General features: G+C 63.1%; 12 protein-coding genes. 10 read left to right on the top strand and 2 right to left on the bottom strand.

What is annotated here, in order from left to right:
* The first annotated feature begins 19 nt into the window (after nt 1-19).
* Nucleotides 20-1,111, top strand: a complete 1,092-nt coding sequence (locus A9D13_RS16425; protein ID WP_082922503.1) for a GGDEF domain-containing protein — start codon at nt 20-22, stop codon at nt 1,109-1,111.
* Between the two features lie 13 nt (nt 1,112-1,124).
* On the opposite strand, the gene A9D13_RS16420 is transcribed toward A9D13_RS16425, so the two are convergent.
* Nucleotides 1,125-2,639: a hybrid sensor histidine kinase/response regulator gene (locus tag A9D13_RS16420; RefSeq protein WP_172808210.1), complete on the bottom strand. Its 1,515-nt coding sequence runs from the start codon at nt 2,637-2,639 to the stop codon at nt 1,125-1,127.
* Between the two features lie 214 nt (nt 2,640-2,853).
* On the opposite strand from A9D13_RS16420, the gene rutB reads away from it, so the two are divergent.
* From rutB to A9D13_RS16390, 6 genes are all read left to right on the top strand, one after another.
* Nucleotides 2,854-3,582 (top strand): pyrimidine utilization protein B, encoded by a 729-nt coding sequence (gene rutB / locus A9D13_RS16415; protein ID WP_066776716.1) that lies wholly within the window; start codon nt 2,854-2,856, stop codon nt 3,580-3,582.
* Entirely contained in the window at nt 3,582-3,965 is a 384-nt protein-coding gene (gene rutC / locus A9D13_RS16410; RefSeq protein ID WP_066776090.1) for a pyrimidine utilization protein C, read from the top strand. Before rutB ends, rutC begins: the two co-directional genes overlap by 1 nt.
* Nucleotides 3,949-4,746: a pyrimidine utilization protein D gene (gene rutD, locus A9D13_RS16405; RefSeq protein ID WP_229665312.1), complete on the top strand. Its 798-nt coding sequence runs from the start codon at nt 3,949-3,951 to the stop codon at nt 4,744-4,746. The genes rutC and rutD overlap by 17 nt, the downstream gene beginning before the upstream one ends.
* A gap of 6 nt (nt 4,747-4,752) precedes the next feature.
* Nucleotides 4,753-5,811 (top strand): pyrimidine utilization protein A, encoded by a 1,059-nt coding sequence (gene rutA, locus A9D13_RS16400; protein WP_066776087.1) that lies wholly within the window; start codon nt 4,753-4,755, stop codon nt 5,809-5,811.
* 254 nt (nt 5,812-6,065) lie between these two features.
* Nucleotides 6,066-9,935, top strand: a complete 3,870-nt coding sequence (locus tag A9D13_RS16395; RefSeq protein WP_066776083.1) for an Ig-like domain-containing protein — start codon at nt 6,066-6,068, stop codon at nt 9,933-9,935.
* A gap of 159 nt (nt 9,936-10,094) precedes the next feature.
* Entirely contained in the window at nt 10,095-10,712 is a 618-nt protein-coding gene (locus tag A9D13_RS16390) for a TetR/AcrR family transcriptional regulator (RefSeq protein ID WP_066776081.1), read from the top strand.
* Here the strand turns inward: A9D13_RS16390 and A9D13_RS20630 are convergent.
* A complete protein-coding gene (locus A9D13_RS20630) occupies nt 10,696-10,863 on the bottom strand; it encodes a hypothetical protein (RefSeq protein ID WP_156522134.1) in 168 nt (55 codons plus the stop codon). The genes A9D13_RS16390 and A9D13_RS20630 overlap by 17 nt on opposite strands.
* Before the next feature lie 268 nt (nt 10,864-11,131).
* Here A9D13_RS20630 and A9D13_RS16385 point away from each other — a divergent pair, with 268 nt between their 5' ends.
* The 3 genes from A9D13_RS16385 to A9D13_RS16375 all read left to right on the top strand — a co-directional run.
* Nucleotides 11,132-11,890 carry an SDR family NAD(P)-dependent oxidoreductase gene (locus tag A9D13_RS16385; protein ID WP_066776078.1) on the top strand — a complete coding sequence of 253 codons (759 nt, stop codon included), beginning with the start codon at nt 11,132-11,134 and terminating at the stop codon, nt 11,888-11,890.
* A 46-nt stretch (nt 11,891-11,936) separates the two neighbouring features.
* On the top strand, nt 11,937-12,683 hold the full coding sequence (locus A9D13_RS16380; RefSeq protein WP_066776075.1) for an electron transfer flavoprotein subunit beta/FixA family protein: 747 nt from the start codon (nt 11,937-11,939) through the stop codon (nt 12,681-12,683).
* A partial coding sequence (locus A9D13_RS16375; RefSeq protein ID WP_066776069.1) for an electron transfer flavoprotein subunit alpha/FixB family protein occupies nt 12,683-13,557 on the top strand: 875 nt, incomplete at its 3' end. The genes A9D13_RS16380 and A9D13_RS16375, both read left to right, overlap by 1 nt.

Here is a 13,557-nt window from a genome sequence, read left to right as displayed (position 1 = left end):
ACGGGGAAAGGATGAAGCCATGATTCACGACCAGTCCATGCAGCGCAGGCGCAGCCGTATCAGGGGGCTTTTCGGCGTCACCGCCCCCACCGACGCCCCCGCCGACGCCCACACGCCGGTAGAAGGTGAGCGCGCCCGCCTGCTGGATGCGATCCGGGACTTCCTGCTCGGCAATAATCTCGACATTTCCGCCGCCAATCTGCTGGCGGCCCATACGGCCTTTTCCGGCGGCAATCCGCGCCTGCGCCGCCGTATCGGCGAACGGATCGCGGCGGGAGAGGCGATCAGCCAGTTCTGGCTCGACCAGCAATTACGCGATGACGGCAAGAGTGATCCCGCCACCCATTACGAAGACATGGCCGTGCGCCTGCAATCCTCGGTCGAGAGATTTCGCGACACCACGAGTTCGGCGCGCAACGCGGTCGTCAGCTATGGCCGCGACATTGCGTCGCAGGTGGAAACGCTGGCGCGCGAAGAACCTGCGGCGACGAGCCTTTTGCGCGAAAAATCGCAGGGCATGGCGGAAACCGCCCGCACGTTCGAAATGCGCCTGTTGCGCGCAGAGCGCGAGGCGCAATCCCTGCGCGAAGAGCTGGCGCGGGCGCGGCGCGATGCGACCATCGACCCGCTGACCCAGCTGCCCAACCGGCGCGGTTTCGAAGCCGTGTTCGAGGAGGAATTCCGCATGGCCCGCAGCAATGTCGAGGCCATGTGCGTGGCATTTTGCGACATCGACCGTTTCAAGTGCATCAACGACAGTTTCGGCCATGACACCGGCGACCGCGTTATCGTGGCGGTGGGTGAGCTGTTGAAGACGATGGGAACCGGGTCATGCCATGCCGCCCGCCATGGGGGGGAGGAATTCGTGATGATCTTCCGCGGCTTTACCACCGAACAGGCGCGTGAGCGGATCGATGCGATGCGGATCGCACTTGGCAAAAGGCGCTTCGTGCAGGAAAGCACCGGAGATGTGATCGGCAAGGTGTCCTTTTCCGCCGGGGTCGCCGATGTCTTCGCCTTTCCCGACCGTCGCAACGCCCTGCGCGCGGCGGACGAGGCGCTCTATCGCGCAAAGGAAGCGGGGCGCGACCGGGTGGAGATCGCAGGGTGAGCCCTGCCGTGCACTAGATGCCGGGGTGATGGGCGCTGAGCTGCATCGATGGCAGCCAGCGCACCATGCAGGATTCGAATTCCTCTACCATAAAAGGTTTCGGCATCAGGTCCTGCATGCCGGCGGCGCGGCATTCCAGCACGTCCTCTTCGCTGCAATTGGCGCTGACGGCGATGATCGGCAGGCCGGCTTCGCCATGACCCAGCGCGCGCAGGCGGCGCGCGGCGGCGAAACCATCCATCACCGGCATGCGAAGATCCATCAGCACCAGCGCATAGGGATGGCCCAGACTCTGCGCTTCCTCGACCATGGCGACCGCGACCGCGCCATTTTCGGCAATGTCGAGAATGACATCGCAGCTTGCCGCATATTGGGCGATCAGCATGCGGCAGATTTCGTCATCCTCTGCCAACAGCACGCGTTCGGGCATTTTCGGGCGCAGGCCTGCGCTTGCCTGCGCGCCAAGCAGCGCGGGGAGGGACAGGGTCGCCATATGCCCGGGCCAGGGCGTCGCCTCGAATGCGATCCGCGCCTGAATGCTGGCGGCAAGGCGTGCGGCGGCGGCCATGGCGAAATCGCTGGCCGAGATGCATTGCGCATCGCCGCGCAGGGCAGACTGTAGCTCTGCGACCTGCCGCGCGGTGCGGCAGGCGTGATCCTGCACCGTCAGCTCCACCCGGTCGCCCGCGCAGCCAAGGCCGAGCAGCAGCGGGCTTCCCTGCGCCGCGCCGGTGATCGCGATCAGCCTTTGCAATATGGCGCTGACGACGGCGGCATCGCTGCGCGCCCAGATCCCGGCGGCCTGCTGGAAGCCGAGCACGATCGGCATCGCGCCCGGCGATGCGCGCTCGCTTTCACGCCGGGCGAAATCGCGGGCGAGGCAGGCGATGTCGACCGGCACCATATCGGGCGCGGCGGGCAGCCTGCCTTCGCCGTGGACGGTCATCACGTTCTCGACATGGTGCTGCATGGCCCGCGCGGCGCATGCGATGGCAGCGGCGCGCTCTTCCTGTCCTGCAGGCAGGCCGGAACGCATCATCAGGTCGGAAAAGCCGATGATGCCATTCAATGGGTTGTAAAGTTCATGCGCCAGCTGACCGAAAAAGCGGTGCCGGTCGAAATGGGCTTCATCCCCGGCGAAAGGCGCATCGGGCCTTTGTTCGGTCACCACGCCGTTGATCTGCCGCGATCCGAATGCCGGCGATCGCATGACGAGGACGCGCAGGCGGCGGATTTCTCCATCGGGCCGCATGCGGCGGATATCGCAGGTGGCGATCTCTCCGCTGGCAAGCGCGTTTCGCGTGGCTGCCAGCAGGCGGCGGCGGTCCTCGCGCGCAAATCGTGCGACCGCGCTGCGCCAGTCGGGGCGGCCATCGACCGGGAAGCCGCAGATCAGGCGCGCTTTGGGCGAAAGCTGCAATTCGCCGGTCGCGGCGTCCAGCAGCCAATGGCCCGCTTCGCCGTCCATGGGCACGGTTGCGGCCTGCCGCGCGGTCGCCTTCGTTGCGCGATCCCCCGGTTGTGTCATCAGCTTCCCCATTGCTGGCATGCGCGCCTTTGCGCAGCATGCGACTTGCCCTGCGGGAGTCTGAGACGGCTTGTGCCAGCGGGATTTAAGGGGGCGCAGGGAGGATTGCGGACAGGCGCCTGTTTCCACAGTGATTTTGCACTGCAGCACAAGCGGTTGCAATCGTAAGCGGTTTGGGGAAAGCTGGTCGCTTCGGAAAAACAGGAGACCGGCGATCGCATCCATCATCGAACCCGCCCCATCAGGCCCCGCCAGCGTCACGCTGCCCGCGCGGCCCGAGCCGATCCGGGTGGACCCATCGAATACCGCGGTCGTGGTGATCGACATGCAGAACGCCTATGCGACAGAAGGCGGCTATGTCGATCTGGCGGGCTTCGACATATCGGGCGCGGCGGGTGTCATCGGCAATATCGGCAGGGTGCTGGACGTGGCGCGCGGTGCAGGGATGCCGGTGGTCTATCTGCAAAACGGTTGGGACAGCGATTATGTCGAGGCGGGCGGTCCGGGATCGCCCAACTGGCACAAATCGAACGCATTGAAGACCATGCGCGATAGGCCCGAACTTCACGGCAAGTTGCTGGCGCGCGGCGGCTGGGATTACGAGCTGGTCGATGCGCTGAAGCCGCACCCGGGCGACATACGCGTGCACAAGACACGCTATTCCGCCTTCTTCAATTCGCAGCTGGACAGCGTGCTGCGTTCGCGCGGGATCAGGACCATCGTGTTCGTCGGCATCGCCAGCAATGTCTGCGTGGAATCGACCCTGCGCGATGCCTTCCACCTCGAATATTTCGGCGTGATGCTGGAGGATGCGACCCACCATCTGGGCCCCGACTTCGTGCATCAGGCCACGGTCTACAATGTCGAGAAATTCTTTGGCTGGGTCAGCTCCGTCGCGGATTTCTGCGGCAGCGTCGGCCAGTCTGCAAAGGGAGACGATTAATGCCTTTCGAACCTATCAACCCGCCGCAGTTTCCTGCTCCGATCGCCCCCTATTCGGCGGGCACGAAGGCGGGGAACACCATCTATGTTTCCGGCGTGCTGGCACTGGGTGAGGGCGGCAGCGTGCTGCATGTCGGCGATGCCGCCGCGCAGACGCGCCATGTGCTGGAAGTGATCAAGACCACGGTGGAAGCAGGCGGCGGCACCATGGCCGATATCGCCATGAACCATATCTTCCTGAAGGACCTTGCCGACTATCCGGCCTTCAACGCGGTCTATGCCGAGTATTTCCCCGGCGACAAGCCTGCGCGCTATTGCATCAAGGCCGATCTCGTGAAGCCCGACCTTTTGGTAGAGATCGCCTCGGTTGCGCATCTTGGCTGAAGCGGCGGGGCTTTATTACGAAGAACATGGGGCCGCCGATGCGCCGGTCCTGATCCTGTCGGCAGGGCTGGGCGGATCGGGCGGTTACTGGTCGCCCAATATCCCGGCGCTGGCCGAACATTTCCGCGTCATCGCCTATGACCATCGCGGCACGGCGCGCAGTGAGCGGGTCTGCGCGCAAGGGCTGACGCTGGCGGATCTGGGCGCGGACATGCTGGCGCTGATGGATGCGCTGCGCATCGAACGCGCCAGCCTGATGGGCCACGCCATCGGCGGCATGGCCGCGCTGGAGGCGGCGCGGGCCGCGCCCGACCGGATCGAGCGGGTGGTCGTGGTCAATGGCTGGGCCAGCCTCGACCCGCAGACGGCGCGGTGTTTTTCGGCCCGGCTTGCCGTGCTGGATGGCGGCGGGCCGCGTGCCTATCTGGAAGCGCAGCCGATCTTCCTGTTCCCGGCGACATGGCTTTCCGAACATGACGCGGCGTTTCAGGCCGAGACCGAGCATCATCTGGCAAGCTGGCCGGGCGAGGACACGATGCGGACCCGCATCGCTGCAGCGCGCGGGTTCGATTGCAGCGGGTGGGCAGGTGATCTCACCTGTCCCGTGCTGATGGTCAGCGCGGCGGACGATCTCCTGGTGCCGTGGACCTCGTCGGAAAAACATAAGGCACTGATCGGCGCTAATGCCAGCCATATTCACCTGCCCTGGGGCGGCCACGCGGTAAACCTGACCGATCCCGCCCCCTTCCAATCCGCAGTCATCGATTTCCTCAGGAGCTGAACCCACATGCAAGTCGGCGTCTTCATTCCCATCAACAACAATGGCTGGCTGATCAGCGAGAACGCGCCCCAGTACAAGCCGAGCTTCGACCTCAACAAAGAGATCGCGATGAAGGCGGAGGAGCACGGGCTCGATTTCCTGCTTTCGATGATCAAGCTCAGGGGCTTTGGCGGCAAGACCGAGTTCTGGGAATATGGCCTTGAGAGCTTCACCCTGATGGCGGGGCTGGCCGCGGTGACGGAGAGGATCAAGATCTTCGCCACCTGCCCGACGCTGATCATCCCGCCAGCATTCGCCGCCCGCATGTGCAACACGATCGATTCCATCAGCCACGGTCGTTTCGGCCTGAACCTCATCACCGGCTGGCAGCCGCCGGAATATACGCAGATGGGGCTGTGGCCCGGCGATGAGCATTTCAAGAACCGCTACAATGTCCTCGACGAATATGCGCAGGTTTTGCGAGAGCTTTGGGAGACGGGTTCGTCCGACTTCAAAGGCGAATATTACACGATGGACGATTGCCGCGTGTGGCCGCAGCCGACCGGCGACATGAAGATCATCTGTGCCGGGTCATCGGATGCGGGCCTCGCCTTCAGCGCGAAATGGGCGGATTACGCGTTCTGCCTCGGCAAGGGGGTGAATACGCCCACCGCGTTTTCGTCGAATAATGACCGGCTTGCGGTCGCGCTGGAAAAGACCGGGCGCGATGTGCAGGTCTTCGTCCTCGTCATGATCATCGCGGCAGAGACCGACGAGGAGGCGCAGGCGAAATGGCAGAGCTATAACGAGGGCGTCGACATCGACGCGATCAGCTGGCTTGCCGACCAGGGCGCAAAGGACACGGTGAACACCGACACCAATGTCCGCCAGCTGGCCGCGCCCGAGGGGGCCGTGAACATCAACATGGGCACGCTGGTCGGCAGCTATGAGACGGTCGCGAAGATGCTGGATGAGATGGCCGAGGTGCCCAATACCGGCGGCGTTCTCCTGACCTTCGACGATTTTCTCGAAGGGGTGGAGGCGTTCGGCACGCGCATCCAGCCGCTGATGAAATCGCGTCAGTAATGGCCTGCGGCGCCCTGCCCGATGGGGCGGGGTGCACACATTATTGCACTGCCCCGTTCGGTTTGGTGACAGGCTGGGAATAACCCGAATGCGCTGCAGGCGCAGCATTGTCACAAATGAAATTATCTGGTCTCTTCCGGGCCGCACAAGTTTCATCTTCACGTCTTTTTATCCATCTAGACGCTTGAAACATTGCCCGGGCGCGGGGACTGCGCGCCCGGATGGACGACAGCTTTTGACCGAGGGGACTGATCGTGGTCGCAGGGACTGATTCCACCGTTTTTTTCAATGAAGTGCATTATGACAACGCCAGCACCGACACCGGCGAATTCATCGAGATCGCGAACACTGCGGGGCTCGACCTGACAGGCTGGACCGTCGTTCTGTACAATGGCTCGGGCGGCGGGACCTATGCGACTTATACGCTTTCGGGCAGCGATGCGTTTCAGGCGATTTCCCTGCCATCGAACGGTATCCAGAACGGCGGGCCGGATGGCTTTGCGCTGGTCGATGCCGCGGGCAATGTCGTGCAGTTCCTCTCCTATGAAGGCAGCTTTACCGCAACCGATGGCCCGGCAGTGGGGCTGACGAGCACCGATATCGGGGTCAGCGAAGGCACGTCCACCCCTGTCGGCACGTCGCTGCAGCTGGGCGGCACGGGCGACACCTATGGCGAATTCACCTGGCAGGCATCGCAGACGGAAACCGTGGGTGAGGTGAACACCGGCCAGACCATCGACGACACCGCCGCGCCGCCTCCGCCGCCTCCGCCGGGGCCGCAGACCGAAGTGTTCTTCAACGAAATCCATTACGACAATGACGGCGGCGATGTGAACGAAGGGTTCGAGATCGCGGGCGCTGCCGGCACGGACCTGACGGGCTGGACCGTGGTGCTGTATAACGGCAATGGCGGCGCACCCTATCGCACGGTCGATCTGGCGGGCGTGATCCAGCCGCAGGACCATGGCTATGGAACGATCGGCTTCGATCTTCCCGCGAACGGCATCCAGAACGGTTCGGCCGATGGCCTCGCGCTCGTCAATGCCGCGGGCGAAGTCGTGCAGTTCCTTTCCTATGAAGGCACGCTGACCGCTGTGGGCGGCCCGGCCGATGGCATGACCAGTACCGATATCGGTGTTTATGAGACGAGCGGCACCGAAGTCGGCTATTCGCTCCAGCTGACGGGCGAAGGCACGGTTTACGAGGATTTCACCTGGGCCACCCCGTCGCCCGCCAGCAGCGGCGCGGTAAATGAAGGGCAGAGCTTCACCGGCGAGCCCAATCCGGCAGGCGTCCTGTTCGTAAGCGATGCCTCTGTCGGCGAAGGCGATAGCGGCACGACTTCGATGGTCTTCACCGTCACCCGCGCCGAAGGCACGGTGGGCATGGTCAGCGCCTATTACACGGTCGGATCGCCGGGCACGGCCGATGCGGAGGATTTCGCCTTTGCCGGAGAGGGCACGGGCAAGGTGACCTTTGCCGACGGTCAGGACACGGCGACCATCACGATCCCCATTGCGGGCGACACCGTGATCGAGCCCGACGAAACCTTCACGCTCACCCTGTACGACGCCACCGGCGGCGCAGGCATCGGCGATGCGAGCGCCATCGGCACGATCTATGACGATGACACCCCGCTGACCGCGATCTACGACATTCAGGGCGCGGGCCACGAATCCGCCTATGCCGGGACCAATGTCGCGACTTCGGGCATCGTCACCGCGGTCGACAGCAATGGGTTTTATCTGCAGGACGCGACCGGTGATGGCGACTATGCCACCTCCGACGCGATCTTCGTCTATACCGGAAGCGCCCCGAACGTCGCCGTGGGCGACGAGGCGCGCGTATCGGGCATCGTCGAGGAATATGGCTTCTCCGGCAGCCTGACCACGACCGAGATCACCTCTCCGCAGGTGGTTGTGCTGTCGAGCGGCAATGAGCTGCCCGCCGCCATCGTGCTGGGCGAGGATCGCGCAATCCCGACCGAGATCATCGAGGACGATGCCTTCGCCAGCTATGATCCCGAAACCGACGGCATCGATTTCTGGGAAAGCATGGAAGGCATGCTGCTGACCGTGCCCGATCCGGTCTCCATCGCTCCGACCAGCTCTTACGGAGAGCTGTGGGTCACCGCCAATGGCGGCGCGGATGCGACCAACATGTCGGAACGCGGCACGCTGGTCATCGAAGGCGAGGGCGGCGTGCTTGGCCTGACGGACGAGGGCGGCATTTCGGACTACAACCCGGAACGCATCCAGATCGACGCCGATTTCAACATCACGCCGGGCGATATTCCCGACGTGGATGTGGGCGCGAAGCTGGCCGACATCACGGGCGTGCTCTCCTATAGCTACGGCAATTACGAGATCCTGCCGACCACGGCGGTCACGGTGACCGAGGAATCGACCCTGACGGCCGAGATCAGCGGCATTACCGGCGACCACGACAATCTGACCGTCGCGACCTATAATGTCGAAAACCTCGACCCGTCCGATGGCACGCGTTTCGAGATGATCGCTGACGACATCGTCTATTCGCTCAACACACCCGACATCATCGCCCTGCAGGAAGTGCAGGACGGTTCGGGCGCGACCAATGACGGTACGGTATCGGCCAGTGCGACGCTGCAGATGCTGGCCGACGCGATCTATGCCGAAAGCGGTGTCCAGTATTATGTCATCGACAACACATTCATCGGCGATGGCACCAATGGCGGACAGCCGGGCGGCAATATCCGCACTGCTTTCCTCTATAACCCCGATCGCGTGGATGTGATCGAAGGCTCGGTTCGCACGATCGAGGGCGAGGACCAGCAGACCAATCCCGACAATCCCTATTACAACTCGCGCCTGCCGCTGGTCGCGACCTTCGATTTCAACGGCTATGAAATCACGCTGGTCAACAACCATTTCACCTCAAAGGGTGGCTCCGGCTATCTCTATGGCGATGAACAGGACGCAGAGAACGCGGGCGCCGACAGCCGCTATGACCAGGCGCAGGCGGTGGCCGATTTCGTCGCGGGCGAAGAGGGCCTTGTCGATGGCGTGATGGTCATGGGCGACATGAACGAATTCCAGTTCGAAGACGCGCTGGACCCGCTCTATGCCGCTGGCCTCAACAATCTCTGGTACACGCTGCCTTCCGAGGAACGCTACAGCTATACCTATGAAGGCAATGCGCAGGCGCTGGACCAGATGTTCGTTTCGGATTCGCTGCTGTCGGGCGCGGTGTTCGATGCGGTGCATGTGAATTCCGAATTCCTCATCCAGGCGTCGGACCATGACCCGCTGCTGACCAGCATCTATTTGCCCAATGAAGCGCCCGAGGCGATGGACGATGCCGCCTTCGCCTTCCGCCGCACGCCGGTCCGCATCGACGTTCTGGCCAATGACACCGATGCCGAAGGGGATGAACTCACCATCACCTCCTTCACCGATCCGGAACATGGCACGGTGATCGTCAATTCCGACGGTTCGCTGACCTATATCCCGGACGAGGATTACAAGGAGGGGCCGGACAGCTTCGAGTACACCATCACCGATGGCTATGGCTCGACCTCGACCGCGACGGTCAGCCTGACGGTCGACAATGGCGGCGGCCGTCTCGACAAGACGGTCATCGGGACTGAGGGCGATGACGAGCTTTCGGCGGGCGCGGGCGATGATTTCATCGACGGGCGCGACGGCAGCGATATCATCGAGGGCAATTCTGGCAATGACACGCTGCTGGGCGGCGCGGGCGACGATCTGCTGATCGGCCTGTTCGGCGACGACATCCTGATCGGTGGCTCGGGGCGTGACTTCCTCGACGGCGGCGAAGGCAACGACATCTTCGTCTTCGACGAAGGTGACAGCGCGGCAGATCTCGCCAATGCGGACATCATCTTCAATTTCGAGGATGGCGATCTGATCGACCTGTCGGCCATCGACGCCGGACCGGGCAGCGACGACGATGCCTTTACCTTCATCGCCGAGGGCGCATTCACCGGCACGGCAGGTGAATTGCAGGTCACCGCGACCGATGATGGCGCGATCGTGGCAGGCGACATCGACGGCGACGGCACTGCCGATTTCGTGATCGAAGTTCATGGCGATATGCCGGTGGAGGCTGCATTTATCCTGTAATCCGCCCGGTTCGGACGGAACATCGGGGGCGGGACCATTGCGGTCTCGCCCCTTTGTGTTGGCCCTTGTGCAATCCGCCGCAACCCGCGATATTGAACAGCGATCATTTCTCGCGCCATTGGCCTTTGCGCCATGGGCGCAATCCGACAGGGACAGCAGATGGGCCGCCGATCCGACCACAGCCGCGCCGAGCTCAGGGAGATATTCATCGCCGAAGGACACCGCCACATGGGCGATGTCGGCTATGCCCGCTTCTCAGCACGCGAAGTGGCCAAGCGGATCGGCTATTCGGTGGGTACGGTCTATAATGTGTTCGGCAGCTATGACGGGCTGATCCTCGCCATCAATGGCCGCACGCTCGACCTGTGGCTCGATTTTCTAGAAGCGCGGCTGGACGGAGCCGATGATGACGCACCGGCCAGGCGCCTCGACCGCGCGATCGAGGCTTATTTCGATTTCGCGATGGCGCATCGCCATGCGTGGACCGCGCTGTATGATTTCCGCCTGCCCGATGATACGCCCTTGCCCGAACCCTATGCGGCAAAAGTCACCGCGATCATGGAAGCGGTCGAGCGCGAGGTGAGGGCGGCCATGCCGCATGAGAGCGCGGATGAGGCGCCTGCGCTGACCCGGTCATTATTGGCGACGGTGCATGGCCACTGCTTTTTCGCGCTGAATGGCACGTTTCGCCTGCTGACCGAAAGCGACCCGATCGTCGCAGCCAAGGCGCGCGTCGCCGACGCGCTTGCCGCCCATCGCGTCAGACTGGCGGGGTGATCATCGAATAGACGAAGCCAATGGTGCCTGCGCCGAACACGCCCGCGCTGGCGAGTTGCGAGAAAAATCGCGCGTGCCGGTTGCGGAAGGTCGGCAGGAACAGCAGCAGAGCCAGACCGATGCTCATGAACGAGACGCCGAATATCGTCATAATGTCCCCCTGTGTCAGATGGACAGGCTGGCCCCCGCAAGTTTCGAGGAACCTAAAATTAATCAATAACGTCCTGTCCACCTTAAGCATGACACCCCTTGCGCGCCGACCGGCGGCACTATCGCTTTGCAGAGTTTCCACTTCTGGCGCTTGACGATCTACGGGGGAGCCTATTATCTACTCATGAGTATATAAGAACGGAGCGTCGCAAATCCCCTTGCGGATCGGGCGGGCGTGTCCATGTCGGACGACGAGGAGAGATGCGGATATGAAGATCGACGGATTGGCGGCAATCGTGACAGGCGGTGCATCGGGGCTGGGCGGGGCGACCGCGCGGCATCTGGCGTCGCTTGGCGCGAAGGTGACGATCTTCGATCTGAACGATGCGGGCGAAGAATTTGCGAGCGAGATTGGCGGGCGTTTCGCGCAGGTCAATGTGACAGACGAAGCCGCGGTCGCTGCCGCGCTGGAGGAAGCCGAGGCCGCGCATGGCGTGGCCCGCATCCTCGTCAATTGCGCTGGGATTGCGCCTGCCGGCCGCGTGATCGACCGCGACGGCAATCCGATGAAACTCGCCGATTTTCAAAAGGGCGTGAGCGTCAATCTGGTTGGCAGCTTCAATGTCCTGTCGCAATTTGCCGCACGCCTGTCGAAAGCCGATCCGGTGGGTGAAGAGCGCGGCGTGATCATCAACACCGCCAGCGTCGCCGCATTTGACGGTCAGATCGGGCAGGCATCCTATTCCGCGTCAAAGGCGGGCGTTGCGGGCATGACCTTGCCGATCGCCCGCGAATTCGCCCGTCACGGGATCCGCGTCATGGCTATCGCGCCGGGCCTGTTCCTGACCCCGATGATGGAAGGCTTCTCGCAGGAGGTGCAGGATGCGCTGGGTGCGCAGGTCCCGTTCCCCAGCCGCCTCGGCAAGCCTGAGGAATATGCGCAGATGGTGGAATCGATCATCGCCAATGCCATGCTGAATGGTGAGGTCATCCGCCTCGACGGGGCGATCAGAATGTCGCCGAAATAATTGAATTTTCGCACTAAATTTATCTGAACCGAAAGGGAATATCATCATGAAAGCCCTGGTGCCCGTGAAGCGGGTTATTGACTATAACGTGAAGCCGCGTGTGAAAGCGGACGGCTCGGGCGTGGATCTTGCGAACGTCAAGATGAGCATGAACCCGTTTGACGAGATCGCGGTGGAAGAAGCGATCCGGCTGAAGGAAGCGGGTTCGGTTTCGGAGATCGTGGCCGTCTCCATCGGCCCGGCAAAGGCGCAGGAAACGCTGCGCACGGCGCTGGCGATGGGCGCGGATAGCGCGGTGCTGGTCGAGACGGACGAGACCGTGGAGCCGCTCGCGGTGGCGAAGATCCTGAAGGCCGTGGCCGGAGAGGTCGAACCGGGCCTGATCATCCTCGGCAAGCAGGCGATCGACGACGATGCGAACCAGACCGGCCAGATGCTGGCCGCGCTGATGGACCTGCCGCAGGGCACGTTTGCATCGAAGGTCGAGGTCGAGGGTGATCACGTCAGCGTGACGCGCGAAGTCGATGGCGGGCTGGAAACGGTGAAGCTCTCGCTCCCTGCGATCGTGACGACCGATCTGCGCCTGAACGAGCCGCGCTATGCTTCGCTGCCCAACATCATGAAGGCGAAGAAGAAGCCTCTCGAGACCAAGACCCCGGCCGATTACGGCGTGGACATCGCGCCGCGCCTGAAGACGCTGACCGTCGCCGAACCGCCGGTGCGGCAGGCGGGCGTGAAGGTCGCCGATGTCGATGAACTGGTCGCCAAATTGAAGAACATGGGAGTCGCATGATGAAGACGCTCGTTTATGTCGATCACGACAATGCCAATCTGGGTGATGCGACGCTCGCCACCGTCACTGCCGCAGCCAAGCTGGGCGAAGTGCACCTGCTGGTCGCGGGCGCGGGCTGCGCTGCTGTGGGCGAAGCCGCAAGCAAGATCGCTGGCGTTGGCAAGGTCCATGTCGCCGACGATGCAGCCTTCGAACACCAGCTGGCCGAGAATGTCGCGCCGCTGATCGCAGGGCTGATGGATGCGCACGACGCCGTGCTGTTCCCCGCCACCACCACCGGCAAGAACATCGCGCCGCGTGTCGCCGCGCTGCTCGACGTGATGCAGATCTCGGACATCCTCTCGGTCGAGGGCGAGAAGACCTTCACCCGCCCGATCTATGCGGGCAACGCGATTGCGACCGTTGAATCGACCGATGCGAAGCTGGTCATCACCGTGCGCGGCACCGCCTTCGACAAGGCCGAGGCCGAGGGCGGCAGCGCCGAGATCGAAGCGGTCGCATCGACCGGCGATACCGGCAAATCGAGCTTCGTCAGCGCCGAGATCGCCAAGAGCGAACGCCCGGAACTGACCAGCGCGAAGATCATCGTGTCGGGCGGCCGCGCGCTGAAGGACAGCGAGACCTTCGAGAGCCTCATCATGCCGCTTGCCGACAAGCTCGGCGCGGGCGTGGGCGCATCGCGCGCCGCCGTGGACGCGGGCTATGTCCCCAACGACTACCAGGTCGGGCAGACGGGCAAGATCGTGGCTCCGGAAGTCTATATCGCGATCGGCATCAGCGGCGCGATCCAGCACCTTGCCGGCATGAAGGATTCCAAGACCATCATCGCCATCAACAAGGACGAGGACGCACCCATCTTCCAGGTCGCAGACAT

This window comes from Croceicoccus mobilis (genome assembly GCF_001661965.1).
In the GTDB taxonomy this organism is placed as follows: domain Bacteria; phylum Pseudomonadota; class Alphaproteobacteria; order Sphingomonadales; family Sphingomonadaceae; genus Croceicoccus; species Croceicoccus mobilis.
The sequence above is the reverse complement of the archived record's forward strand: the minus strand, read 5'-3'. Positions and strand labels throughout refer to the sequence as shown.

What these genes read in the sequence shown, in the direction of transcription:
- A9D13_RS16425 (WP_082922503.1), top strand. Translation starts at nt 20, where the DNA reads ATGATTCACGACCAGTCCATGCAGCGCAGGCGCAGCCGTATCAGGGGG.
- A9D13_RS16420 (WP_172808210.1), bottom strand. Translation starts at nt 2,639, where the DNA reads ATGACACAACCGGGGGATCGCGCAACGAAGGCGACCGCGCGGCAGGCC.
- rutC (WP_066776090.1), top strand. Translation starts at nt 3,582, where the DNA reads ATGCCTTTCGAACCTATCAACCCGCCGCAGTTTCCTGCTCCGATCGCC.
- rutA (WP_066776087.1), top strand. Translation starts at nt 4,753, where the DNA reads ATGCAAGTCGGCGTCTTCATTCCCATCAACAACAATGGCTGGCTGATC.
- A9D13_RS16390 (WP_066776081.1), top strand. Translation starts at nt 10,095, where the DNA reads ATGGGCCGCCGATCCGACCACAGCCGCGCCGAGCTCAGGGAGATATTC.
- A9D13_RS20630 (WP_156522134.1), bottom strand. Translation starts at nt 10,863, where the DNA reads ATGACGATATTCGGCGTCTCGTTCATGAGCATCGGTCTGGCTCTGCTG.
- A9D13_RS16385 (WP_066776078.1), top strand. Translation starts at nt 11,132, where the DNA reads ATGAAGATCGACGGATTGGCGGCAATCGTGACAGGCGGTGCATCGGGG.
- A9D13_RS16380 (WP_066776075.1), top strand. Translation starts at nt 11,937, where the DNA reads ATGAAAGCCCTGGTGCCCGTGAAGCGGGTTATTGACTATAACGTGAAG.